22 protein-coding genes are annotated in these 25,023 nt (G+C 55.8%); 8 read left to right on the top strand and 14 right to left on the bottom strand.

Annotation, left to right across the window (positions count from 1 at the left end; translation table 11 throughout):
* Window position 1 precedes the first annotated feature (1 nt).
* Both HEP82_RS01580 and HEP82_RS01575 read right to left on the bottom strand, forming a co-directional pair.
* A complete protein-coding gene (locus HEP82_RS01580; RefSeq protein WP_192456482.1) occupies window positions 2-943 on the bottom strand; it encodes a DUF1177 domain-containing protein in 942 nt (313 codons plus the stop codon).
* Between the two features lie 54 nt (window positions 944-997).
* On the bottom strand, window positions 998-2,626 hold the full coding sequence (locus HEP82_RS01575; protein WP_192456481.1) for an OPT/YSL family transporter: 1,629 nt from the start codon (window positions 2,624-2,626) through the stop codon (window positions 998-1,000).
* 488 nt (window positions 2,627-3,114) lie between these two features.
* Between HEP82_RS01575 and HEP82_RS01570 the strand changes: the two genes are divergently transcribed.
* From HEP82_RS01570 to HEP82_RS01560, 3 genes are all read left to right on the top strand, one after another.
* Entirely contained in the window at window positions 3,115-3,654 is a 540-nt protein-coding gene (locus tag HEP82_RS01570; RefSeq protein ID WP_192456480.1) for a carbapenem self-resistance protein CarG family protein, read from the top strand.
* Window positions 3,599-4,183, top strand: a complete 585-nt coding sequence (locus HEP82_RS01565; RefSeq protein WP_192456479.1) for a carbapenem biosynthesis protein CpmH — start codon at window positions 3,599-3,601, stop codon at window positions 4,181-4,183. Before HEP82_RS01570 ends, HEP82_RS01565 begins: the two co-directional genes overlap by 56 nt.
* A gap of 64 nt (window positions 4,184-4,247) precedes the next feature.
* Complete coding sequence (locus HEP82_RS01560) at window positions 4,248-5,036, top strand: SUMF1/EgtB/PvdO family nonheme iron enzyme (RefSeq protein WP_192456478.1); 789 nt, start codon at window positions 4,248-4,250, stop codon at window positions 5,034-5,036.
* 88 nt (window positions 5,037-5,124) lie between these two features.
* On the opposite strand, the gene HEP82_RS01555 is transcribed toward HEP82_RS01560, so the two are convergent.
* Window positions 5,125-5,820 carry a pirin family protein gene (locus HEP82_RS01555; RefSeq protein ID WP_192456477.1) on the bottom strand — a complete coding sequence of 232 codons (696 nt, stop codon included), beginning with the start codon at window positions 5,818-5,820 and terminating at the stop codon, window positions 5,125-5,127.
* A 325-nt stretch (window positions 5,821-6,145) separates the two neighbouring features.
* On the opposite strand from HEP82_RS01555, the gene HEP82_RS01550 reads away from it, so the two are divergent.
* The gene (locus tag HEP82_RS01550) at window positions 6,146-6,448 is read left to right on the top strand and encodes a hypothetical protein (protein ID WP_192456476.1); all 303 of its coding nucleotides are present in this window, start codon (window positions 6,146-6,148) and stop codon (window positions 6,446-6,448) included.
* On the opposite strand, the gene glpC is transcribed toward HEP82_RS01550, so the two are convergent.
* From glpC to glpA, 3 genes are read right to left on the bottom strand one after another with little or no spacing between them, the layout of a single operon-like run.
* Complete coding sequence (glpC, locus tag HEP82_RS01545) at window positions 6,426-7,628, bottom strand: anaerobic glycerol-3-phosphate dehydrogenase subunit GlpC (RefSeq protein ID WP_225622253.1); 1,203 nt, start codon at window positions 7,626-7,628, stop codon at window positions 6,426-6,428. The two genes, HEP82_RS01550 and glpC, sit on opposite strands and share 23 nt — an antisense overlap.
* The gene (gene glpB, locus HEP82_RS01540) at window positions 7,628-8,884 is read right to left on the bottom strand and encodes a glycerol-3-phosphate dehydrogenase subunit GlpB (RefSeq protein ID WP_192456474.1); all 1,257 of its coding nucleotides are present in this window, start codon (window positions 8,882-8,884) and stop codon (window positions 7,628-7,630) included. The genes glpC and glpB overlap by 1 nt, the downstream gene beginning before the upstream one ends.
* Complete coding sequence (gene glpA, locus HEP82_RS01535; protein WP_192456473.1) at window positions 8,874-10,532, bottom strand: anaerobic glycerol-3-phosphate dehydrogenase subunit A; 1,659 nt, start codon at window positions 10,530-10,532, stop codon at window positions 8,874-8,876. The genes glpB and glpA overlap by 11 nt, the downstream gene beginning before the upstream one ends.
* Window positions 10,533-10,841: 309 nt before the next feature.
* Here glpA and glpT point away from each other — a divergent pair, with 309 nt between their 5' ends.
* Entirely contained in the window at window positions 10,842-12,194 is a 1,353-nt protein-coding gene (gene glpT, locus HEP82_RS01530) for a glycerol-3-phosphate transporter (protein ID WP_192456472.1), read from the top strand.
* A gap of 115 nt (window positions 12,195-12,309) precedes the next feature.
* Here glpT and yigL read toward each other — a convergent pair whose 3' ends face one another.
* Together yigL and pldB are read right to left on the bottom strand one after the other, a co-directional pair.
* Window positions 12,310-13,110, bottom strand: a complete 801-nt coding sequence (yigL, locus tag HEP82_RS01525; protein WP_012763886.1) for a sugar/pyridoxal phosphate phosphatase YigL — start codon at window positions 13,108-13,110, stop codon at window positions 12,310-12,312.
* Window positions 13,111-13,164: 54 nt separating this feature from the next.
* Complete coding sequence (gene pldB, locus HEP82_RS01520) at window positions 13,165-14,157, bottom strand: lysophospholipase L2 (RefSeq protein WP_192456471.1); 993 nt, start codon at window positions 14,155-14,157, stop codon at window positions 13,165-13,167.
* 143 nt (window positions 14,158-14,300) lie between these two features.
* Here pldB and rhtB point away from each other — a divergent pair, with 143 nt between their 5' ends.
* A complete protein-coding gene (rhtB, locus tag HEP82_RS01515) occupies window positions 14,301-14,921 on the top strand; it encodes a homoserine/homoserine lactone efflux protein (protein WP_192456470.1) in 621 nt (206 codons plus the stop codon).
* Between the two features lie 153 nt (window positions 14,922-15,074).
* Here rhtB and rhtC read toward each other — a convergent pair whose 3' ends face one another.
* The 3 genes from rhtC to pldA form a co-directional block, all read right to left on the bottom strand.
* The gene (gene rhtC, locus HEP82_RS01510) at window positions 15,075-15,695 is read right to left on the bottom strand and encodes a threonine export protein RhtC (protein WP_192456469.1); all 621 of its coding nucleotides are present in this window, start codon (window positions 15,693-15,695) and stop codon (window positions 15,075-15,077) included.
* 88 nt (window positions 15,696-15,783) lie between these two features.
* The gene (recQ, locus tag HEP82_RS01505) at window positions 15,784-17,607 is read right to left on the bottom strand and encodes an ATP-dependent DNA helicase RecQ (RefSeq protein ID WP_192456468.1); all 1,824 of its coding nucleotides are present in this window, start codon (window positions 17,605-17,607) and stop codon (window positions 15,784-15,786) included.
* Between the two features lie 104 nt (window positions 17,608-17,711).
* Window positions 17,712-18,581 (bottom strand): phospholipase A, encoded by an 870-nt coding sequence (gene pldA, locus HEP82_RS01500; RefSeq protein WP_192456467.1) that lies wholly within the window; start codon window positions 18,579-18,581, stop codon window positions 17,712-17,714.
* Between the two features lie 212 nt (window positions 18,582-18,793).
* Here pldA and HEP82_RS01495 point away from each other — a divergent pair, with 212 nt between their 5' ends.
* Complete coding sequence (locus HEP82_RS01495; protein ID WP_192456466.1) at window positions 18,794-19,264, top strand: thioesterase family protein; 471 nt, start codon at window positions 18,794-18,796, stop codon at window positions 19,262-19,264.
* Window positions 19,265-19,338: 74 nt separating this feature from the next.
* On the top strand, window positions 19,339-20,259 hold the full coding sequence (gene rarD / locus HEP82_RS01490) for an EamA family transporter RarD (RefSeq protein ID WP_192456465.1): 921 nt from the start codon (window positions 19,339-19,341) through the stop codon (window positions 20,257-20,259).
* Here the strand turns inward: rarD and HEP82_RS01485 are convergent.
* The 3 genes from HEP82_RS01485 to uvrD all read right to left on the bottom strand — a co-directional run bounded on the left by HEP82_RS01485 (window position 20,218) and on the right by uvrD (window position 24,974).
* Window positions 20,218-21,276, bottom strand: coding sequence for an AbrB family transcriptional regulator (locus tag HEP82_RS01485; protein WP_192456464.1), 1,059 nt, complete (start codon window positions 21,274-21,276; stop codon window positions 20,218-20,220). The two genes, rarD and HEP82_RS01485, sit on opposite strands and share 42 nt — an antisense overlap.
* 203 nt (window positions 21,277-21,479) lie before the next feature.
* Complete coding sequence (corA, locus tag HEP82_RS01480) at window positions 21,480-22,430, bottom strand: magnesium/cobalt transporter CorA (protein ID WP_012763877.1); 951 nt, start codon at window positions 22,428-22,430, stop codon at window positions 21,480-21,482.
* A 381-nt stretch (window positions 22,431-22,811) separates the two neighbouring features.
* Window positions 22,812-24,974 carry a DNA helicase II gene (uvrD, locus tag HEP82_RS01475; RefSeq protein WP_192456463.1) on the bottom strand — a complete coding sequence of 721 codons (2,163 nt, stop codon included), beginning with the start codon at window positions 24,972-24,974 and terminating at the stop codon, window positions 22,812-22,814.
* Window positions 24,975-25,023 lie beyond the last annotated feature (49 nt).

Here is a 25,023-nt window from a genome sequence, read left to right as displayed (position 1 = left end):
GTCATGCCCCTACCGGCTGCCGTAATTGCAGATGAGACATGGCGCCATAAAGTTGCACCAGACGCGCATACTCTTCACGATCGTAGAACTGGCAATTGCCGCGGGTGAAGGCCTTCGCGACTTCGACTGCAAACCGGCTGGCCGCAGCGATGTCCACTTCATGGCTGGCGCCGGTGCCGCAACCCGGTACGGCGCTGACGCTGGTGATCGCCACACCCACGACCGGCGCGGTGGTAGCGATCGACGGTTGCAGGATGCTGTTCAGGTGATAAACGCCATTGCCGTAAGGCGTGATGTCCTGCGTGGTGATGGGAAACGTGACCGGCAGCTGGCCGGTGGTCATTTCCATAATTTGCAGCAGGTCTTCGGAGATACGCAGGATGTAGCCCTGTTTGACGGTGGGCGACAGCGCGAAACCTTTATGGTTGATAATGCGGTTGCCCTTGGTGGTATCGATAGACAGCACCGCATCCATCTCTTCCGACACTTCCTGCTCGTTCATGGTTTCGGTTTCCACCGGCGAATCCATAAAATCCACCGGTTCATGCGGACGTGTAGGCGCATCCGGGCAGATGTGGGTCGTTACGATCACATCGCCGGTTAGCGTATCCCCTTGTTTCTGCATCTCCGCCAGCTTGAGCGCGGTCGCCACCGCCGCCACCGCGCCGTCGCCGTCGGATACGATGCCGAGACGTCCCGGACGAGCGCCGATACCGCCCAGACGGCCGACGACGCCCAGCGTGGGAGCGGTTCCTCCCTGACGTTTACCCTGCGCACCCGGAATCACGATTTTGACAAAATCGGTTTTTCCTTTGGGCCCGGCAATTTCCGTCACCGCGACATCCACCTTGTCGTAAACGCTGAACAACTGCCGAACGGTTTCTCCGCTGGCGTAAGCGCTGTCCAATAACTCAAAAACCTTTAACGTCTGCTGTAAACTCATAATGATTCTCTCTGATGAACAACGTCTGATGTCTGTCCGTGGCAGACCTGAAAACTATTTTTTACGGCCCGGCGACAACATCGAGTTGAAGAAACTGAACAGCGCATCGCCGGCGATCAGTCCCGCCGCCAGCACTTCCATCGCGTTGCGTGCCGCGTCGCCTTTGACCCGCAACACCACCACCCGAATCAGGATGCCGATCATCACCGCCCAACCGGCCAGCGGGTTGTTGATTAACAGCCCCGTCGCCAGCAGCACCCCCATCTGGCGGCCAGGGCCGCCAATCAGTTGAATCAATGCCCCCGGGATCGCCCACAGCAACAGCGATTTGGCGATATCCGGCGAGACGCCGGCCTGAATAGCGGCGACATACACTTTGGCGACCGGCGGCACCAGCCCGGCCGAGAAATATTCACGATAAATAAAGAACACCACCGGAATGGCGACCACGAAAGCCAGCAACGCCGCCAGCAACTGCTGTTTGCGGCCTTCCAGTTCAAACCGGCTGACGCTGTCCCGGCCGCGCAGGATGAAACCGGCCTTTAGGTCATACCCCATATCGGCGAACGCCGGGCCGGTGGCGGCGGAAAATCCGCACAGCATCACCAGTGCTTCGGGTGGAAAGCCGATCAGAATCCCGATCAGCAGCGTGATCAGCGCGACCGCAAAGGCCGGGAACCAGCCGGAGTGCATCGCCGCCAGCCCGACAATCACCTCATGCAGAAACGCGGCAAGGGCGGCATACAGTACGAAAGCCAGGATCCAGGGCAGCGACATTTGGCTGAACAAACCACCGCCAAGCGCGATCAACGCGGAGATGACGATAAACCCCACCGCCCCCAACCGCATGGTTTTGCCGATGGCTTCGCCCTGAGAAGCAGACAGCGCCTGCGTCTGGTTAACGGCGCTACCGCCGCCATCGCGATGACGCATCAGTTTGATAATCTGGAATAACGCCACCACGCCCGCACCGGCCATGATGCCGTGCGGAATGTAATGCTGGTTAATGTCCACGCCCAGCAGCGGCAGGGAATAACCACGCAGCAGGAAACCGATACCCAACATCGCCAGCGCCCAGATGTTGCCGATAAAGGCCGTCCCCAACGCGGCAATGGGAAACTTCAACCAGGCGCCAAACACGCCGATGGCGATGCCGATGCCCAACAGCCCCGCCTGCCGGCCCCCTTTGTCACCGGCCTTGATGGATTCCGCCACCGCAATCCCCGGTGGCCAGGCGCCTTCGGCGGGGAAGATGCGGGTGTTAAACAGGCGATACAGCATGTAGCCGTCCAGCAGCATCGCCAGTGCGACGCCGAAAAACATCGGCATCACCAAATCCTGGCGCCCGAACAACCAGGGAATGGCGATCGGCAGCAACAGTGAATTGGCGGCGCCGAACGTCGCGGCGGAGGTGGCGCTCTGCGCCAGATTCTGGATATGTACGGAGCGGAAACGCGCCATGCTCTGCAACGGAATACGGGCAACAATCATCGCCATCATGGCACCGATTATCGACGTATTGGGCGTGACGCCCAGCGTAGTCAGCAACTGTACGCCGACAATCGCCCCAAACACGCTAAGCGCCAACAACAGTAGCAGCGTGCTTGGTTCAAAAGCACGGGGATGCGCCTCTTCGTGCGCTCCGGCGTTCACGCCTGATGATGACAACTGATTCACATTCATTCTCCTGGTGTTGGCGAGTAAAAGCGTTCAGGTACCGGCTGCATCGATCATTATCCGTTGTGTGGCAGCTCTATATATTTAATACACGTACCATATTTTGAGATCAAGTTCCGTTTAATGGAACTAGCAAGATGTATGCCATGGAGAAGAATCGCGCAGCGGCCGCCATTCCGATGAAACGCGATAGCTGGTTACGCACCATTTTGTGACAGAGATGCACCATCGGTGCGCAAACCTGGGTATATACCCACCCTCAAGATGTTGCCGTGCATGACAACCCTATACGGATATCCGCCCCCAGATCCCATTCAACCGCAGGGTTAAAAACGTTCGAATAATCTTTGCCCTGCAACTTCCGCTATAGGAAGATCTCTCCAACGAGAGGAATAAAAGGCCAGAATAGGAAATAATGCGCTCTCGTACTCATGAATCGATGGGTATGGTAATAAAATAAAAATATACTGATAAAAAATTCACGGTAAATATGTATGTACCAGAAGTTATTTCCGCTTGTTATGACATTAATAATAACCATCAGCGCTGAGGTATCAGCGCAATGCCCGACAGAAATCAAACTCGTTCCGGGAGTAAATTACATCGATCTCATCAGTCACCAGAAAAAAGATTTGGCTATTATCGCGATGTTTGATAACAACACATCTCACCCTTATCAAGGCTTGAGTTTTTATATTCATAATGCAGATAGCTACAGTATTATCCCAGTACCCGACAGCCAGGTATTTATTTGGTTTGACTACAGCATTGCCGCATCACGCACCAAAGTATTCGACTATCGCCTTTACCGTTTTCCTCAAGGTATTCGCCTGGTGACAGCCTTAAAAATCGGCGATGACCCCAGTGATCGCCAACGTATTGAATTGAAGCGTTATGCCCTCATGGAAAACCATGAAGATCCGGGTATTCCGCCTTATAGCTGGTACATCGACAAAACGGCAAAAACCGAACAATCTTATGATTCTGCTGATGAAATTTTCAAAAATACGGCCTTTTTCTGTACTGTATTTTAATGTGTGGATGTTGATATCTCCCCCGGTATGGGGGAGTGAACAACGCGAAGCCAAAGCAACCATTCAGGATTTTATCGATGCCAGCTATACACTTTGCCTGGGAGAAAAAACCTGGCCAATGACGACCCCCATGACAGAGACCTCTTGGCTTTCCGGTAGGTTAAATGCCATGGTTGCGGCCGGATTGGTGGAAAAAAAACCGCAGGAAAAGATATTTCACTGGTCACTCAGCCATGTCGGAGAAAAATATTTTCAGCCATACGGCGATTTTTGCTACGGCAGAATGGTGGTTGATAAAATCATTCACTATGAAAAGATAGCGCCCGACCTGGTACTCATTCAGTATACCTACGACATAACCGGCGTGCCGGCCTGGGCAAAGAATAAATATATGCATTACGCTTTTTCTGAGCTTGACCATCTTATTTCAGGGATCCGAACCGTGCGATATCAGGCAACGATAAAAACCGTTGCTGGTGGGGCGTCAAAAATACAGGACTATCCTATACCTTTGGATATTGACTATTAAAAAACCCATGAAAATAACTTCATTTCCATTGCTGGCATTATTAATAAATACGGGTTGGTGCAACATGCCGGCCGAAATAAAAATCAATGGTGGTTCCTATTATGTGGGGGAGATATTCGGTAATAAAGATTTCGCAAGTCATCCGAATACCACCCTATCCCCTTTTTACATGACGACAACGGAAATCGACTATAACCGGTATATGCAGGTGTACTCTCAGGCGAAACAGTGGGGCTATAGCGTTAATCCCGGTTGTAACGGCGGGGACTTTGATGACTGCCTGCCGCCGGAAACCGACCATGGCCGTCATCCGGTGACTACCGTGTCCTGGTGGGACGCCATCATTTTTGCCAACGCACTCAGTGTGATGAACCATTTAACGCCGTACTACCTGTGGGCAGATGGGCGCCCCATCAATGCCGCTCCGGCAGATAATCATCGCGACATTCGTCGTGATGCTGATGCCACCGGTTTTCGCTTGCCCACATTGAATGAATGGCAAGTTGCAGCCCGAGGTGGAGAACTCGGACTCAAATACGGTTCATATGGACAGAGATTTTCAGGTAGCAATGCGGCAGAAACCGTCGCCAATATGCCAACGGAAAAAACCACCGAGTTTCATACTCAGCCTGTCGGTAGCCGACGCGCCAACCCACTGGGGCTGTATGACTTGACCGGTAACGTCTCGGAATGGCTGGATGATGACGTTCATATGCCGGGGCTTAATAACATGCACTATTTCTGCGGTGGCAGCTATCTGATGAAAGTCAGCAACGTGTCGGAATGCGATGTGCACACCCCCAACTTTCCCACATCGGATATCGGCTTCAGGCTGGTCAGGCCAATACGATAACTCCTCGTTTTAAAAGACAAACCGGGCAGCAATAGCCGTTGCCACCCGGTCAATGATGTTTCGACGTGAATACACGTATGACTTAGATTTACACCGGCGGCAAATCAAACAGCAGGATTTCACTCTGCTCGCTGGCGCGCAGAGTGATGACCTCCTCCGCCCATACTGCCAGCGCATCGCTGGTCACAGCATGCTGACCGCCGACTTCGATACTACCGCGCACTACCTGGATCCAGACGTGGCGCCCGCTCTCGATCCGGTACTCGGCCTGCTCCTGCGGCTTCAGCGCCCAACGCCACAGCGTCATGTCCTGGAACACTTTCAGCGAGCCGTCGCGAGCATCCGGCGACAACACCAGTTGGCGGCCTTCCAGCGCATCGAAGCGACGTTGTTCATAACGCGGCGTCAGCCCGGTTTGTTCCGGAATGATCCAGATCTGGTAAAGATGCAGCACACTGTCCTGACGGGCGTTGTATTCGGAATGACGGATACCGGTGCCGGCGCTCATGATCTGGAATTCACCCGCAGGAACCTGTTCCTTATTGCCCATACTGTCCTGATGTTCCACCGCGCCTTCCAGCACATAGGTCAAAATTTCCATGTCCCGATGGGGATGCGTGCCAAATCCCTGACCGGCTTCAATCCAGTCTTCGTTGATGACCCTCAGTGCGGAAAACCCCATGAAATCAGGATCGTAATAGTCGGCAAACGAGAACGTGTGCCAGCTATCCAGCCAACCATGATTGGCATGCCCGCGATCGTTGGCCTGACGTAAATAGATCATAACTTGCTCCTCCAAATGTTTTTTTTAGTCTAGCGGCGGCGGACAAATAAGAAAGGCGAAAAAACTCACCGCTCTGTTCAAAAAACACGAAGAAGATGCAGCACCATAGCGGGCCGCCATCCTGCATCATTCTGCCGGTTCCCGCACTTTTAAGGAAACAAATAGGCACTATAAGGAAACTAGTTTCCACATAATGAAAGGTAAAAAAAAAGCCAGCACCCGAGCTGGCTAAGTAATACTGGAAGCAATGTGAGCAATGTCGTGCCTTCACAGCAAAACCGCGACGAGTCGAATAATACGAGGTCATTGGGCTTTCCCGGAACGCATGACAATAATAATCATTATCATTCGCACCTGTAAAGCGTTTTTTTTTACACAATCTAAAGAAAAACGCGGCGATAAAACGGCCGTGCCGTTGTCGCAAAATGATTTTTTGAGAATCAATCAGTTAGCATTTAACCCCATGATAAACAGGGAGATAATTCCATCATCGCCCAGTTATTCGCGGGATTCGGGAAAACGTTGGGCAACATTGTCGAAGGGAATCGGGGTACCGCCGCGCTATCCCGAGGGAAAAGCACCGGATAGCGCGGCGCAGGTGTCGCTTACTCCGGCGGCAATGCTTTAGCCAGCAGGCTGAAAGGATGCTCGCACACTTTGCTGGTCGACATTTCAATCTGCCACTTGCAGGTTTCGCAGTCGGTAATCACCAGATCCGCGCCGCTCTCTTCAATCTGTCGAAACAACGGCGCGCCGATATTCTGCGCAGCGTCATAATTCTCTTTCTTGAAGCCGTAGGTGCCCGCAATGCCGCAGCACTGGGAATCCAGCACCTGCAATTCCAACCCTGGAATACGCCGCAACAAATCCAGCGTATAGGCCGTCCACCCCATGCGCTCCAGATGGCAGGGCGTGTGGTAAACCACCTTCATGGGCAGCGGTCGTAATGGCAGCGTTTTCCCCTGCTCCAGTAACCGGTAGAGATGACGGGTCGCCAATTCAATGCCGTCGCGTACCTGTTGATTATCAATGCCCAGCAGATGCGGGTATTCATCCCGCAAGGTAAAGGTGCAACTGGATGAGGTTGCGATCACCGGCAATCCGCGGGTGTTGATGGCTTCGTCCAGCGAGGCCAGATTGAAGTGCGCCTGTTTGCGCGCTTTATCCAGAAAACGGTTGGCGATCAACGCCACGCCGCAGCATTTCTCTTTAGTCAGCAACTGCACCCCGACCCCGGCGGCATTGAACACCCGGATCAGATCCCGGCCCAGCTGGGGATGATTGTAGTTAACATAACACCCGTGGAAATAGGCCACCTGTTCGGCGAACTGGCGCTGATGCGCCGCTTGCTTGCGATACCACTGACGAAACGTCCCCGAGGAATACTTAGGCAGTTCACGGCGATGGTCGATTTTCAGCACTTTATCCAGCAGCATTCGCATCGGCTTCATGCCGGTGGCGGCATTCACCAACGGCGCGAACGGCGTCGAAAGCGAGCCCATCAGATCGGTATGGCTGAGAATAGCATCGCGCAGCCCCGGTTTATGCCGGCTATGGTTCGCCTTGGCACGCTGGATGATATCGCCGATTTTCACATCCGATGGGCAGGCTACCTCGCAGCGTTTGCAATTGGTGCAGAACTTCAAGGCTTCATCGAACAAAGAGGGATCTTTGCGGCGCAGACGCTCGCCGTCGGGCCCGGCCTGCTTCGGCCCCGGATAATCCGGGTTGACCCGCGCCACCGGACAAGCGGTGGTGCAAACGGTGCACTTGATGCATTGTTCGAAACTGTTGTCGGTCTGGCTCATCACGGATTCTCCCTCAGCACATCATTGGCAACGCTTAACGCCGTCAGCATGGATACACCGCCGCCACATCCCTGTCGAAGCGGGTCATAACCGCGCAAAACGGAACCGATGGCATACAATTGAGGCTGCGTTTTTCCCTGAATCATGGGATGCAGGCGCTCATCCACTTTCACACCGAATTGCAAGTAAGGCTGGGCGGCGAACACGTCCGCCATGCTCCAGTTTTCGTGTTCCGGCGCAAAATCCACGTCCAGGCCGAATACCGGTTCGACGACGCGCTGTTGTTCGGCAACCAGTCCATTACTAAAGAAACTGCCGCTGGCCAACACCACCTTCGTTGCCCGCAGCGGGATATCGCCGTGAGCCCGGGTGGCTACCTCAATGCCTTGCGCCTGGAACGACGCCCCTGTCACACGGTCGCCCGCCATGACTATGCCGCCGACAGCGCGAAAACGGCTTAGCAATGCCTGATGCAAACGCATGCCCGGCAAAGAGGGCGGCAACGTCGCCAGCAATCCTACCGGTTTGCCCAGCGCAGAATTCAACCGCGATACCGATGACGGCTGCATCCCCAGACAAGCAGGCAGAATAACGCTATCGCGATCGCTGATCAGACGGCTCAATTCCTCCGCCAGCAACTCGATACCGGCGTGGGTCTCCAGCACCCGAGCAATAGACAACGAACGGAACTCACTGGGGTTCTGGCGCAGTTTGTCGAGCATCGGCAAGCGGAGATCTTCACATTGCGCATCAATCCCTTGCGCACACAGGGCACCGGACAGTAATGGCGCCTGAAAATCCAGAAAACCCTCGATACCGGCCACCAACGGGCGTTGCCATGCCGATGTTCCCGGTAGCCCGCGCATCACGCCATCCATCGGGCTAAGCCAGCAGGATTGCCATTTGCCCAACAACGTCAGCCGCTGGTGATTGCGTTCGCTGTCGCCACGCAGCGCCAGCCCGCAGCGTTCCAGCAAAGCCTGTGCTTGTGGTGCCAATAGCGCGATCTGCTCAGCGCCCAGCAACGAATAAGGATGGTTCGGTGCCTGAACCGTTAATGGCGCCAGTGCCGCCAGCGGTTCTACAACCGGTGTGCCGTCCGGCAATGCCCCCAGCAAATCCAGCGCGCCGGACGCGAAATGCAGCGCACTTTGGCCTACGCTAACCAGCGCGCATCGTTTTCCCTGTTCCTGCAAACGAATGCCGCAGGTCAATCCCGCCAGACCACCGCCGATGATGATCACGTCATAACGCATGGTCGTTTTCCTCTTTCTGTACGGCCGGGATGTCGCTGCCGGTTAAACCGCACAGCCCTTGATAGATCCAACTGGTGAATTCGCTTTCCCGCAGGGTATGCCCCCAGGCAACCGGCCGCATGCCTTTCCAGCGCTCATTAAGAAAACGGCTTAGTTGCTCCACGGATTGCTGCGGCGTGGATTGTCCCAGACGGTACAGCAGACCGGCGGCGCGGCAGGCGCACAGCTCACCCTGACAGGTGCCCATACCAACGCGGGTGCGGCGACGCAAGTCAGTCAAGTTGTTGACCTGCAATGAGTCGACCGCATAACGCACTTCGCCGGCCGTGACCGCTTCGCACTCGCACACCAGGCTGCTATCCGCCAGCGGCCCGGCAATCAATGGAATAGCACGTTGACCATGCCGGTAAAGAATGGAACCGCGTAGCGGCGCGGGCAGATCGGATGCGATCGCCGGCGCATCTGCCGCACGAGTTTCCGATCCCGGCAATGGCCGCGATGCGGTAGTGCTGGCCACCGCATGCCCCAGTTTTTCGCACACCTTGTCCGTGACCCACTCCGCCATCAATCGATAGGTCATCAGCTTGCCGCCGGTGATGGTGACAAAGCCTTCCAGCCCGTCGCGCTCGGCGTGATCCAGCAAGACGATACCGCGGCTGACGCTACGACCGGAGGGATCGCTGTCGCTCGCCACCAACGGACGCACGCCGGCGTAAGCACGCAGAATACGGGTATGAGCCAGTTGCGGCGCTAACATGCTGCCTTCTCGGATCAGGGTCGCCACTTCCTCCGGCGTCACCGTCATGTTATCGATTTGATCGTAATCAATGCGGGTCGATGTCGTACCAATCAGCGAGATGGTATCGCCCGGCACCAGAATATCGGCGTCCGCCGGCTTGCGGCAGCGGTTGATCACCCGGTTATTGATACGATGGCCAAGAATCAGCAACGCGCCTTTGGCAGGAAACATCCGCACACGCAGGTCAGCATATTCGGCGATGCGCTGCCCCCAAATACCGGCGGCGTTGACGACGACCTGCGCATAAATCTCGCCGGCAAGACCACGCTTATGGTCGAAAACGCGCACGCCAATCACCCGATCGCCCTGACGAATCAGCCCGGTAACTTCATGGTAGGTCAACACTTCCGCGCCATGTTCGCAGGCATCGATCATGTTGGCGGCGGTCAGGCGGAATGGATCCACCGTGCCGTCCGGTACCCGAACCGCGCCGATCATGGTCGGGTTGGCGGCGGGCTCCAGCAACAGCGCTTCTTGCGGATCAATAGCTTGGGCATTGATCCCCGCCTGACGGCAGGCATCGATAAAGGTGGACTGGTAGTGAAGATCGTCTTCCGGCAGCGTCAGGAACAGGCCGTCGGTAGGTTCAATACAGTGGCGGGCGATACGCCGTAGAATCTGGTTTTCTTCGATGCATTCCCGTGCGGATTCCGCATCCGTCACCGCATAACGGGCACCACTGTGCAATAACCCGTGGTTACGCCCGGTGGCGCCAGTCGCAATGTCATGTCGCTCCAGCAACAGACAGCGCAGGCCACGCAGCGCACAGTCACGTGCCGTGCCTGCACCGGTGGCGCCGCCACCGATGATGATCACATCCGTTTCTCGCCGCAAATCAGTATTTGCCATGTCTGCCGTACCTCAGTCTGGATCTATCCAGTGCCTATTTGGACATAAACACTCACAAAAATGATTGATAAAGAGCAAATACGAGCAATAAACGAAAGAGAAAATCCAAAAAACGCACCAATTTGAGACATTAATCACAATAAAACGGCACATACATATTTCATTTGTGTTAAATAACACACAAAATACGGCCACGAGTCATAAAAGTGTAACAATTGCGCGATGAATCACACCGATCCGCGTACCAATTCGATACTCTTGTGCGCGTTATAGAAAAAATCAATCCAATACCTACATCGGGAGTTGTTTATGTTGAGTATTTTTAAGCCAGCGATGCACCGTCCGCGTGTCGCCGAGCACCAGGTCGATCCGCTCTATCGTCGCCTGCGCTGGCAAATTTTCCTGGGGATCTTCTTTGGTTACGCAGCGTATTACCTGGTCAGAAAGAACTTTGCTCTGGCCATGCCCTACCTGATTGAACAGGGTTTTTCCCGTGGCGATCTGGGCTTCGCACTGTCCGGGATATCTATCGCCTACGGATTCTCCAAATTCATCATGGGCGCGGTGTCCGACCGTTCGAATCCGCGCATCTTTCTACCAGCCGGCCTGATCCTGGCCGCGGCCGTGATGCTGCTGATGGGCTTTGTGCCGTGGGCAACCTCTAGCATCATGATCATGTTCGCACTGTTGTTTGTCTGCGGTTGGTTCCAGGGGATGGGGTGGCCGCCGTGTGGACGCACCATGGTGCACTGGTGGTCGCAGAAAGAACGCGGCGGCATCGTCTCTATTTGGAACTGCGCCCATAACGTCGGCGGCGGTATTCCTCCGTTGCTGTTCCTGTTGGGGATGGCCTGGTTCAACGACTGGAAAGCCGCGCTCTATATGCCTGCATTCGGCGCGATTCTGGTTGCACTGTTCGCCTTCGCTCTGATGCGCGATACCCCGCAGTCCTGTGGCTTGCCACCGATCGAAGCGTACAAAAACGACTACCCGGCGGATTACACCGAGAAAGACGAGCAGGAACTGACCGCTAAAGAAATCTTCATGCAGTACATCTTCCCGAACAAATTGCTGTGGTATATCGCCGTCGCCAACGTGTTCGTGTACCTGCTGCGCTACGGCATTCTGGATTGGTCGCCGACATACCTGAGGGAAGTGAAGCATTTCGCACTGGATAAATCGTCCTGGGCTTACTTCCTGTACGAATACGCCGGTATTCCAGGCACATTACTGTGCGGCTGGATGTCTGACAAAGTGTTCAAGGGCAACCGCGGCGCCACCGGCGTATTCTTCATGACGCTGGTGACTATCGCCACCGTCGTTTATTGGCTGAACCCGGCGGGCAACCCCTCGGTAGATATGGCCTGTATGATTGTCATCGGCTTCCTGATCTACGGCCCAGTTATGCTGATTGGTCTGCATGCGCTGGAGTTGGCGCCCAAGAAAGCAGCCGGTACGGCAGCGGGTTTCACCGGGTTGTTTGGCTATCTGGGCGGCTCGGTGGCGGCCAGCGCCATCGTGGGCTACACCGTCGACTTCTTCGGCTGGAACGGCGGCTTTATGGTCATGATCGCCGGCAGCGCAATGGCGGTAGTCTTGCTGTTCCTGACCATGATCAACGAGAAGAAACACAAGGAAGCGTTGATGGAACGCACCGCGTGATGACGGCGATGTAACGCCATGTTCCCAACAAGGGTATAACGACCAGGGGAGGCCCTTTTCATGCGCCTCCCCTTTTTTCATCCATCGACAACACACCCCCGAAGGGATAACGCCATTACGCCAGATAGAGTTTACGCAGATAGCGCGGCACGGCATCGTCGATATTGGTGCCAATCACATCATTTCCCGGCAGAACGTCCTTCAACCGCTGGTGAGCATTGCCCATGACGCAACCCTTGCCCGCCATAGATAGCATTTCGTAGTCGTTCATGCCGTCGCCGAAAGCGATGCAATCTTTGATGGTGTGGCCCAGTATTTTCGCCACCTGCTCCAGCGCGTGCCCTTTGGACACACCGCCAGCCATCACTTCCAGACAGCTCAGGGTTGAAAAACTGACATTCACCCGATCGCCCCAACGCGCATTCAGCGCTTCTTCCAGCAGCAGCAGCTTGTCGTGATCTTCGCAGGTAAAGAACACCTTGCCGACGCCATCCGTCCCCAGCGTATCCGGATCGAACAACGTGTAGCGAAACACCGATTCGGTAAAAAATCGTTCCTCTTCCGGCCGAGAACGGCACAGGAACCATTCATCGTCGCGATAGACGTGGGTCAGGATATCCGGATGGTGATACACCATGGCATACAGATCCTGTGCGATATCGCGATCGAGATTATGACTGAACACCAGCTCGCCTTCAGTGTTATGCACCCGGGCGCCGTTGGAGGTGATCATGAAAGCGGTGATCGCCAGATTATCGCGGATTTGTGCAACATCCATGTGATGGCGGCCGGTGGCGAACACAAAATGGATCCCGCGCTCCGTCATCAACCGCAGGGTTTCTTTGGCAAAGGGCGACAGAGTGTGATCGGGAGAGAGCAGCGTACCATCCAGATCGGATGCAACTATCGGGTACATATGTGAGATTCAACCTCCGCTGGTGCTGAACGGTCGGGCCCGTCCAGTGATGTATTAATGAAATTGGCTAAAATGCGTCAGAATCAGACTTAATGCTTCGGCCCGCATCGCATCCGTTTCAAACAGGATGTCGTGACGAGCGCCTTGAATCACGCGCGGTACGCCGCCCACGCAGGGATGGCCGGCCTCGGACAGCGCGCGGCAGAACGCATCCTGGCTACGGTTATCCACCACCTTGTCTTCTTCGGCCTGCAGCAGCAACAACGGCGTGGTGATGTCCGCGGCCTGTGCCAGCAAACGCTTGCCCGCCAGCAACGCTTCCCGTACCCAATGGTAGGTCGGCCCGCCGATACGCAAATCCGGATCGTCAGCGTAAAACCGGACATTACGTCGGTAACGCTCATAGCTGTGGGTCAGCGCATTCAGCACGTAGGGCAACGGCCGCCACTGACGGGTGCCGACGGCGTAATAATCACGCATCACCGGATGACGTTCGGCCCAATTGAGAATGCGCCATGCCAGCCAGTGGGGCATCGGCAGCAGAATACCGCACATCGGCGAACACAGCGCCGCCGCGGCGAAAGCCTGCGGCTGACGCGCCAGAAACAAAGACAGGATGGCGCCGCCCATCGAATGCGCCAGCGCAAAACGACGTTGATACCCCTTCGCCTCCACCTGCTGGCGCATGAAAGTCGCCACATCATCCACGTAATCGTCAAACCGCCGGACATGGCCGCGATGAGAGTCTTTCAGCAACCGGCCGGAGCGGCCTTGCCCGCGGTGATCCATCATCATCACGTCATAGCCGCACTGGAACAGGTCATACGCCACTTCCGCGTATTTCACATAGCTGTCGGTTCGGCCAGAAAAAATCACCACCAGACGCTGATGCCATGGGGCGCAGAACCGCACAAACCGAATAGGAACGCCGTCAACTCCGGCAAACTCGCCTTCTTCACGCCGCCGCCAAAAATCCAGCAAAGGCCCGGTCACGAAGGCAGCGAACTGCGCCTCTCTGGTCAGCAGACACTCCAGATACGAACTCATTACGTTCTCCCTGTCTCAGGCGGTATCCGCAGACGTCCATGCATAGCCCGGCATGACGGTTTCGGTGTGTTTTTGTGAGCTATGGCACAAAGATCGGCATTGGCGTATTGTGGCATAAAAAACCTTAATCAGGGAGCGTCCGCATGACCCAAGACTGGTGGCTAACCTACCTTATCACCACGCTGATCCTCAGCCTTTCACCCGGCTCAGGGGCCATCAATACCATGAGCACCAGCATCAGCCACGGCTATCGCGGCGCGATGGCATCCATTGCTGGATTGCAGGTCGGCCTCGGTATACATATCGTGCTGGTGGGCGTTGGACTCGGCGCATTGCTGTCGCAGTCGTTGCTGGCATTCGACATTCTGAAATGGGTCGGCGCAGCCTACCTGGTCTGGCTCGGCATTCAGCAATGGCGCAGCGCCGGCTCGCTTGACTTGCAGGCCCTCGCCAGCAGCATGCCCCGCCGACGTCTGTTCCGACGCGCCATTCTGGTGAATCTCACCAACCCAAAAAGCATCGTGTTTCTGGCGGCACTGTTTCCGCAGTTCATCATCCCGCACCAGCCGCAGGCGGCGCAGTATCTGATACTGGGCGTCACCACCATCGCGGTGGACGTCATCGTGATGATTGGTTATGCCACGCTGGCCCGGCGCATTTCGTCGTGGCTGAAAGGCCCGCGGCAAATGAAACAACTCAACCGCACCTTCGGTTCGCTGTTTATGCTGGTCGGCGCGCTGCTGGCCACCGCTCGCAAAGCCTAGGCCACCGCCTGATTTGGTCAGCGCCAGCCAACAAGACATCGGTTCGGGTGAATCCTTCGCTTAACCCCCGGTACACGGAACAACGCCGAGGATGCAACCCCGGCGTTGTTTTTTTCCGTCCAGATAAAGCGCCACTCTGGCGGTTGAAAACCGTTAGCGTGAAATAATCAGGTGTATGCCAAATCCGGCGAACAGTACACCGGCCACGCCGTCCACCCACTTCGCCAACCGGCGATAACCCCGCCGCATCACCGGTAGTGCAAAAACAACCGCCACCAGCGAGAACCACAGCAAGGTTTCCAACGAAATCAACGCAAACAGCCCCCAGCGAGCGCCGGCGCCCACATCGTCCCCGACGAACAAAGAGAACACGCTACCGAAATAAATCAGCGCTTTAGGATTGGAAAGGTTGGTTATCAGCCCGCGCATAAAGGCTTTCCCCTGCTGCGGCAAGGCAACCTCCGGTTCGTCATCCTGATGCGGGTTATGGCGACGAGCGGAGCTCAGCATCTGCCATCCCATCCAGCACAGGTACAGGCCGCCGCCAACCGTCACGATACGGTGCAGCCAGGTCATCTGTTCCAGCAATAAATGCAGGCCCATCAACGCAATCGCCGCCCACACCACCACGCCTAGCGTGATGCCCAGAACCCCCATCAACGCTTCGCCGCGGGAGCGGCTAATCGCGGTTTGGGAAACAAAAAAGAAATCCGGCCCTGGGCTCATCAACGCAATCAGGTGTACCAGCGCAACGGTCAAAAACAGCATCAACATGGTTTCATTCCTTTTCAACAGCAGCAAATCGAACAATTCGCAACCAAACGCCCACCCGCCGCAAACCAGTAAAGCGTGCCACTTGGCATTATTCGTCGCTATCGAGATGTTCGCGAATCAGTGTCATAAAGGGTACGCCAAAACGCTCCAACTTACGCTGCCCCACCCCATTGATATTCAACAATTGGCCCGGCGTTATCGGCATCACCTCCGCCATCTCCAGCAGCGTAGCGTCGCTGAACACGACATAAGGCGGAATATTGTCTTCGTCGGCGATCGACTTGCGCAGCTTACGCAACTTGGCGAACAGCTTACGGTCGTAGTTCCCGCCGTAGGATTTCTGGCTGGCACGCGGCTTGAGGTTGATGGTACGCGGCACCGCCAATTGCAGCGGCACTTCACCACGCAGCACTGGCCGGGCCGACTCCGTCAACTGCAGGGCGGAGTGCTGGATGATATTCTGAGTCAGCAGCCCCAGGTGGATCAGCTGGCGCAAAATACTGATCCACTGCTCCTGCGTTTTGTCTTTACCGATACCGTAAACCGGCAATTTATCGTGACCAAACTCCCGGATACGCTGATTATTGGCGCCGCGCAGCACTTCGGCGATATATCCCATGCCGAACCGTTGCCCCGCTCGGTACACGCATGACAGCGCTTTTTGCGCATCCACCAGGCCATCGTAACGCTTGGGCGGATCCAGACAGATATCGCAGTTGCCGCAAGGTTGCTGGCGGTTTTCACCGAAATAATTCAGTAATACCAGACGGCGGCAGGTCTGCGCTTCGGCAAATGCGCCCATGGCGTTCAGTTTGTGACGCTCAATGTCCAACTGCGCGCCTGCCGGTTTCTCCTCCAGACAGCGGCGCAGCCACGCCATATCCGCCGGGTCGTAAAACAACGCCGCTTCAGCAGCGAGCCCGTCCCTTCCCGCGCGGCCGGTTTCCTGATAGTAAGACTCGATAGTGCGCGGAATATCGAAATGCACCACAAAGCGGACATTGGGTTTGTTGATACCCATGCCGAACGCCACGGTCGCCACCACCACCTGCAGGTCATCACGCAGAAATGCTTCCTGTACCTGCGCACGCCGTTCGTTATCCAGCCCGGCGTGATAAGCCCCTACACTCAGGCCACGGTTCTGTAGACGAGCGCTAATATCTTCCACTTTCGCCCGGCTGTTGCAGTAAATGATGCCGCTTTTGCCACGCTGCCCTTGAACGAACAGCCACAGCTGGTCGAGCGGTTTGAATTTCTCCACCAGCGTATAGCGGATATTGGGACGGTCGAAGCTGCTGATCTGAATCAGCGGATCGCGCAAATCCAGCAAACGGACGATGTCATTGCGGGTGGTTTCGTCCGCAGTGGCGGTCAGCGCGACCACCGGTAACTGTGGGAAACGCTGCTTGATATAACCAAGCTCCCGGTATTCCGGACGAAAATCATGCCCCCACTGGGAGATACAGTGCGCTTCATCAATGGCGATCAGCGACGGATTCCAGCCAGTGAATTGCTCAAGAAAACCCTCGTTGGTCAGGCGCTCCGGTGCGATATACAGCAGGCGAATCTGCCCGCTGCGGCAACCGGCGATCACCACCATCTGCTGTTCTCTGGTCTGAGTGGAATTAAGACAAGCAGCCGAGACGCCGTAGGCTTGTAGCTGATCCACCTGGTCTTTCATCAGGGAAATCAGTGGCGACACCACCAACGTAAGCCCATCCAATACCAGGGCGGGGATCTGATAACACAGCGATTTACCGCCGCCGGTAGGCATAATCACCAGGCAGTCCCGTCCGCTGACGGCGGCATGGATAATCGCCTGTTGCCCCGGTCTAAATTGCTGATAACCGAAGGTTTCACGCAATATTTGCGCCGCTAACGCTTCCCGATTCAACACTTCTGCCGTAGACACGCACTCACCGCTTTCACAAAAGATAAACAGGCGCTATTTTCAGCGCCGATGGATAAAACTTCAATGTTCGAGCCCGGATTTCGCCCCACGCCCGCCAGCATCAATCAAAACAAATCGTTCAGCGTGATACCAATGCCGTAGCGTGTCTGACGATGGTTATAGTCGATCAGCGACTCGCCATACCCGCTGAACACTTTGGTATAAAAGCGAACATGGTCGGTCATGGGGTAGCTCCAGCCCAGTTCGCCGCTGCCATAACCGGTATTCCAGTTATAGCGGCCCTCGGCGCTGAAGATGCTGTCGCCCCACTGGTAGCCGATACGCATCCGGTAGTGCCCCATATAGCGGGTAATGTCGGGATTATCGTCTTCGCTGTCGTGCAGGCGAACCCAGGGTTTCACCTCCACCAGCCATGGCCCGTTGCGCGCCATCAGCCTGGCATAGATACGGTTCCAACTGCGGGAGGTCGGATCGGCGCGGCCGTTAGACTGATGATTGAAGCCCAGTTCCACATCCTGCAACGTCCAGCCGGCGAAACGGTATTCCGTCGCCCAGCCAAGGAATAGCTGTGGTTCATAGTTGGTTTCGCGAAACGGCGTCGATTCGCTCTTGTTGGACATTTGCCACCAGGAACGTTGTGTATATGACGCGCCCAACAGGGAATTGTCACCGGCAATCCCGCGCCACAGCGGGAACCCCAGGCTGATCTGGAAATTAACTTCGTCCTTACGGGCATGATCCGACCAGGAGTAACTCTGTATCGCTTGTTTATTGATATTGCTGGTATAGGTGTAGAGCAAATAGTTGCTCTCGTAAGGGTACAGAATGAACGGCGTATCATACTTCTGCAATAACCCCCTGATGATGCTGCCTTGCGCCGCTTCGCCGGTATCCGCTTTTCGCGTTGTGGCGTCCTGAGCCTGCACCTGCGCCGTCATCAGCAGCGCCACGGCCATCACCCCTGTTTTACGCATGAATCCTGTTCTCCTGACTAATCATGGCAATGCATCACCGGATAAAATAATAACCGCTATTGTACACGGTTCATCGACCGTTCTTCCGTTTTCCTGTCATGGCGTGGGCTGCAATGGCAGGAAAGCCGAATCGCCTCTAAAATAACAAATAATTAACCAGAAAAATCACAAAAATTAACCTTGATAGCCTACCGCGACTGATGGAAAAACTTATGGAAAACATGATATTGACACCGGATAGCGTACATCAGTACGTCAGCGAGCTGTTCGTCCACCAAATGCCGTTCAATCAGGAATTAGGGCTGGAACTGCTCACATTTACACCGGATTCCGCCACCCTGAGGTTTCGTCATCAGCCCCGGCTGGAAGGCAATGTGCTGCAACATATTCTGCACGGCGGCGTCATTGCTGCCGGGTTGGACGTCGCTGCCGGGCTGGTGTGCGTCGGCCATGCATTACTGCGTCATCCCCAACTGACCGAACAGGAATTGCACCGAAGGCTGTCCCGCATGGGCACTATCGACCTGCGGGTCGACTATCTGCGCCCTGGTTACGGCGACTTGTTTACGCTGACCAGCCATCTGATGCGCGGTGGCAACAAAATCGCCGTCGCCCGAGCCGAGCTCCATAACGAGCGTCACCAACATATCGCTAGCGCAGTTGCCACTTACATCGTGGGCTAAGGGCATGCCGGCGGGACAGAACGCCTCGCTTTAGAGTAGACTCCTTCTCTGTCCGTGTTTTCCCGAGCTAATCCATGAATGTGCAACAACATCGCCAGGGGGTCGGCTACGCCCTCGGCGCCTACATCATCTGGGGCATCGCTCCGGTGTACTTCAAGCTGCTATCCGCCGTTCCACCGAATGAAATTCTCAGTCATCGTATCATTTGGTCGTTCTTCTTCATGCTGCTGCTACTCAGCCTGAGTCGCAAATGGGGAGTGGTGCGTCAGGCGCTGCGTCACCCGCGTCAGCTGTTACTGCTGGCGGTAACGGCCTTGCTGGTAGCATGCAACTGGCTGATTTATATCTGGGCGGTAAACAACAACCACATTCTGGAGGCCAGCCTGGGTTATTTCATCAACCCGCTGATTAACGTTCTATTGGGCATGCTGTTTCTCGGCGAACGTTTTCGCCCAATGCAATGGCTGGCGATGCTGCTGGCAGCCTTCGGTGTGTTGGTACAGCTGTGGACCTTCGGTTCACTACCGGTGATAGCCCTGTCTTTGGCGTTCAGTTTCGGGTTTTACGGCCTGCTGCGTAAAAAAATCGGTATCGACGGCCAGACCGGCATGCTGGTCGAGACCCTGTGGTTGCTGCCCGCCGCCATGGTTTATCTGCTGCGGTTCGCTGATTCACCCACTAGCCACGTCATGCAGAATCCCTCCTCGCTCACGCTGCTGCTGATGATGGCCGGCGTCGTCACGACTGTTCCGCTGTTGTTGTTTACCGCAGCGGCCATGCGCCTTCGCCTCTCCACACTGGGGTTCTTTCAGTATCTGGGCCCAACACTGACGTTCCTGCTGGCCGTCGTGGTCTATGGCGAAACCATTAGTGTCGACCGGTTGATTACCTTTGGCTTCACCTGGTTGGCGCTGCTCATTTTCATCGCCGATGCCCTGTATACCCAGCGCCGGTTACGCCGCGCCGACAACCGCGTGACGCGAAATATAGCGTGACAGAATCGGGCTGAAGATCAGAGTGGAGAACAGACGCAACGTCTGCATGGCGATAACAAAAGCCATATCCACCCGACTGCTGGCGGCAATGATAGCGATGGAATCCAGCCCACCCGGGCTGGTCGCCAGATAAGCCGTCAGCATATCGACTTGCAACAGGTGAGCCAGCATCAGTGCCATCCCGCCGCACAACAGCATCAGGGTCACGATGGAAACCATCATTTTCGGCAACGTGCGTAACGCCAGCAAAAACACCGGGCGGGTAAACGCCAGCCCGATGCTCCAGCCAATAAAGGCATAAGCCAACGCCAGCAGCCATTCCGGCGTTTGCAGCGTCAACGTTCCGGTAGAATGCAGCATGGCGCCGACAAGCATCGGCCCCAACAATTGCCCGGAAGGAATGCGTAATCGGCGCGCTAGCCAGGCGGAACTGAATGCGACCAACAGCGTGGCGGGAAAATGCCAGCTCAACGACGGAAACCACTCCAGCATGCCGTTGTGCGCTGCGGCATTGCTCCCGATGCCGGCGCTGGCGACAAATGCCGCCGCCGCAGTCACCATCAGTACCCGCAGATACTGCATAAATGCGACCAGCCGCACATCGGCGCCGAAATCTGCCGCCATCGCCACCATGGCGGATGCGCCGCCGGGTGATGCGCCCCAGGTGCCGGTGGTACCCGGCAACTCGCTATAGCGCATCAGCAGCCAACCGGACAAGCCGCTTGCCACCAGCGTCGCCAGCAAAACGAAAACCACCAGCGGCCATGCGCTAACCAATGGACTCAGAATCGACAAGGAAAGACTTTGCGCGACCAGCGCGCCCAGTACGGAGTTGCTGGCATAGAACAGACGTTTGGGAATACGGATCGTGGCGCCGTTAAGCCCCATGGTGGTGCCGACCAACATCGGCCCTAGCAATAATGCCGCCGGGACATGGTAGATCTGCAATCCAAACCCCAGAACCAGCGAAACCGACAGCAGAATCGCCCATTGAATGGAAGCAGAAAGTCTTTCCATGAACCGTACCTGTCACAACCCGAAAGAGAGGGCAATTATTGTAAACCTAACTATTTGTGATAGCAGGTAGAAGTGTGCGGAATTCCCGACTAATGAAAAAAAACAATCAACACAGAGCACGCACTAACAGGAAGGAAGATGCAACGCGGGAAAACAACCGGAGCAACGGTATCCGATGTCCACCGGATACCGTCATCAAATAATCACAGCCAGTTTCGGCGTTTAAAATAGAGATACGGTGCCAACCCGGCCAGCAACATCAGCACCAACGCCCCCGGATAGCCGTAGCTCCATTTTAGTTCCGGCATAAATTCAAAATTCATTCCGTAACTGGAGGCCACCAACGTCGGCGGCAAGAACACCACGGATACCACCGAGAAGATTTTGATGATGCGGTTCTGCTCAATGTTGATAAAGCCCATCGCCGCCTGCATCAGGAAGTTCACCTTCTGAAACAGCGATTCGTTGTGCGGCAACAGGGATTCGATATCTCGCAGGATTTCCCGCGCCTGTTCCAGTTGACCACTGGGCAAACGCGCACGACGTACCAGAAAGTTGAGCGCGCGCTGGGTATCCATCAGGCACAGGCGCACTTTCCAGCCGATATCCTCCAGCTCCGCCAGCGTCGAGAGCGCATCGTCATATTCATCGCCTTGACGGCCGTCCATGATGACGCGGCTCAACGACTCCAAATCGCTGTAAATGTTCTCGATCTCGTCGGCAAGCTGCTCGATTTTGGTTTCAAACAGATCCAGCAACAACTCATACGCATTGCCATCCACCAGCATTTGGTTTCGGGTACGCATGCGATACAGGCGAAACGCCGGCAGCTCGCGCTCACGCAGTGTATACAGACGACCATCGCGGATCGTGAATGCCACGGTAGAGTTGCCGGCATGGTCGTCGGCGTCTTCATAGAAGAAAAACGAGTGGATGTGCATGCCATCCTCATCTTCAAAAAAACGCGCCGACGCCTCGATATCTTCCAGTTCAGGCCGTGTAGCCAGGCTCTGCCCCAACTGGTTCTGCACCTGCTCTCGCTCTTCCGCTTCCGGTTCGACCAAATCCACCCATAACGACGAGGTGAGATCGTCATTTTCATCCAGTTCAAGGCGAGTTAAACGGCAGTTTTCCAGTTTAAATGCGCTCAGCATAGACCAGCTCCCAAAACGTAACAGAGATGGACAAAACGCGATTGAAACACAGAAACAGGGGTGAAAAGTCACCATCAGGTTTCAGACCGTCCGGCGGTGCTGACTCGATGCGACAAAGAAGTATCGCTGACAACCGCTAAGGTTATCAGCCAGGAGTGATAGCCTTAGAAGTGGTCCCTAATCATCAGGTTATTGAGCCAGTATCGACTGGGTGTGTCCAAGGCGTGGGTCCTCCGGGAATTATGATGCGCGCATGTTACGCCGAGATGAAAAAGGCTGTCAACACGAAGAAAGAGGTTTCAGCGACCACGGCCACACCGATGATGGCGACACACGCCACCACATATGCGACCGCGCCTGCGGACGCCATTCCAGGCACGATCAGACCGTCTCCAAACGGGCATAGGCGGCCACCAACCACTTTATTCCCTGCCCGACAAACGCTACCTGAATCCGGCAATGTTCACCGCTGCCTTCCACATTCACGATGGTGCCCTCGCCGAACTTATCGTGCCGAACACGCTGCCCCAACCGATAGCCGCTTTCGTTCTGGCTCACCGGGGTTCCCAGCCGCTGATGATTGACCGGCCGGGATACGCTGGCGCGCAACCGCACCTCTTCCACGCACTCCGGCGGCAGCTCACCGATAAAACGCGAAGGGCGATGGTAATTTTCCTTACCGTACAAACGACGGCTTTCGGCGTAGGTCAGGGTCAGCTTATGCATGGCGCGGGTAACGCCGACATAAGCCAGACGGCGCTCTTCTTCCAGACGGCCGCCTTCATCCAGCGACATCTGGCTGGGAAACATGCCCTCTTCCATACCAACGATAAACACCTGTGGAAACTCCAGTCCCTTGGCCGAATGCAGGGTCATCAGTTGCACCGCATCCTGATATGCATCCGCCTGCCCCTCGCCCGCTTCCAGCGCTGCATGGGAAAGAAAGGCCTGCAACGGCATCAGATCCTGATCTTCCTCCTGATAACTGAACTGGCGCGTTGCCGTTACCAGCTCCTCCAGGTTTTCCACCCTGGCCTGCCCTTTTTCGCCTTTCTCCTGCTCGTACATGCCCCACAGGCCGGAATCGCGGATCGCCCGGTCGGTCTGAACATGCAGCGGCAGATCGGCAGTATCGGAGGCCAACGCATCCACCAGCTCCAGAAAACGCTGCAATGCCGACGCCGCACGCCCGGCCAACACTTTTTCCTGCAACAGCGCTCGGGTCGCCTGCCAGAGTGTTAGTTGACGATCGCGCGCCGTCTGGCGCACCACATCCAACGTGCGATCGCCGATACCGCGCGTCGGCGTATTGACCACACGCTCAAATGCTGCGTCGTCATTGCGGTTGGCGATCAGCCGCAGATAAGAAAGCGCATCTTTGATTTCCTGACGCTCGAAGAAACGCATGCCGCCATAGATTCGATATGGCAGATTCTGTTGCAGCAGCGCCTCTTCCAGTACGCGCGACTGAGCATTACTGCGATAAAGAATGGCGCATTCGATCAATGCGCCGCCCGCGTCTTGCCACACTTTGATGCGATTAACGACGAAACGCGCTTCATCAAGCTCGTTGAACGCGCAATACAGGGAGATCGGCTCGCCTTCCACGCCGTCCGTCCACAGGTTCTTGCCGAGGCGATCGCCGTTATGGGCGATCAACGCATTCGCGGCGTTGAGGATAGTCGCGGTGGATCGGTAATTCTGCTCCAGACGGATGGTTTCCACTTGCTGAAAATCACGCAGGAAATGTTGGATGTTCTCAACCTGCGCGCCGCGCCAACCATAAATGGACTGATCATCATCGCCGACGATCATCACTCTGGCGCTGTCGCCGGCCAGCAACCGGATCCAGGCGTACTGAATGCGGTTGGTATCCTGAAATTCATCCACCAAGATGTTGGTGAACCGATCACGGTAATGCTGCAGGATATGGGGTTTATTCAGCCACAGCTCATGGGCGCGCAGCAGCAGCTCAGCAAAATCCACCAACCCGGCTCGGTCGCAGGCTTCCTGATAAGCCTGATAAACGCGCAGCCAGGTCTGCTCGACCGGGTTGCCATAGCTGTCGATATGGTGTGGCCTCAACCCCTCGTCTTTCTTGCCGTTGATGTACCACATCGCCTGACGCGGCGGCCACTGCTTCTCGTCCAGATTCAGTGCTCTAATCAGCCGTTTGAGCAACCGTAGTTGATCTTCACTGTCTAGAATCTGAAAATCCTGCGGCAGTCCCGCATCCAGATGATGCGCACGCAGCAAACGATGTGCTAACCCATGGAAAGTACCGATCCACATGCCGCCCTGACTGGTGCCGATCAGCTGATCGATACGATGACGCATCTCCGCTGCCGCCTTGTTGGTGAACGTCACCGCCATAATGGAATAGGGGGAGCAGTTCTCCACCGTCAGCAGCCAGGCGATACGATGCACCAACACGCGGGTTTTGCCGCTGCCTGCGCCGGCCAGCACCAACATATTGCTGCGCGGTGCCGCCACGGCGTCACGCTGTTTATCGTTCAGGCTATCGAGTAGATCAGATACGTCCATAGGCGTCGGTTATCCGTCAGAAGGGAACACGGCCTCCGACCGGAGACAA

The sequence above is a fragment of the Musicola keenii genome (genome assembly GCF_014855505.1).
Classification (GTDB): Bacteria; Pseudomonadota; Gammaproteobacteria; order Enterobacterales; family Enterobacteriaceae; genus Musicola; species Musicola paradisiaca.
This window is presented reverse-complemented; position numbering and strand designations above follow the sequence as displayed.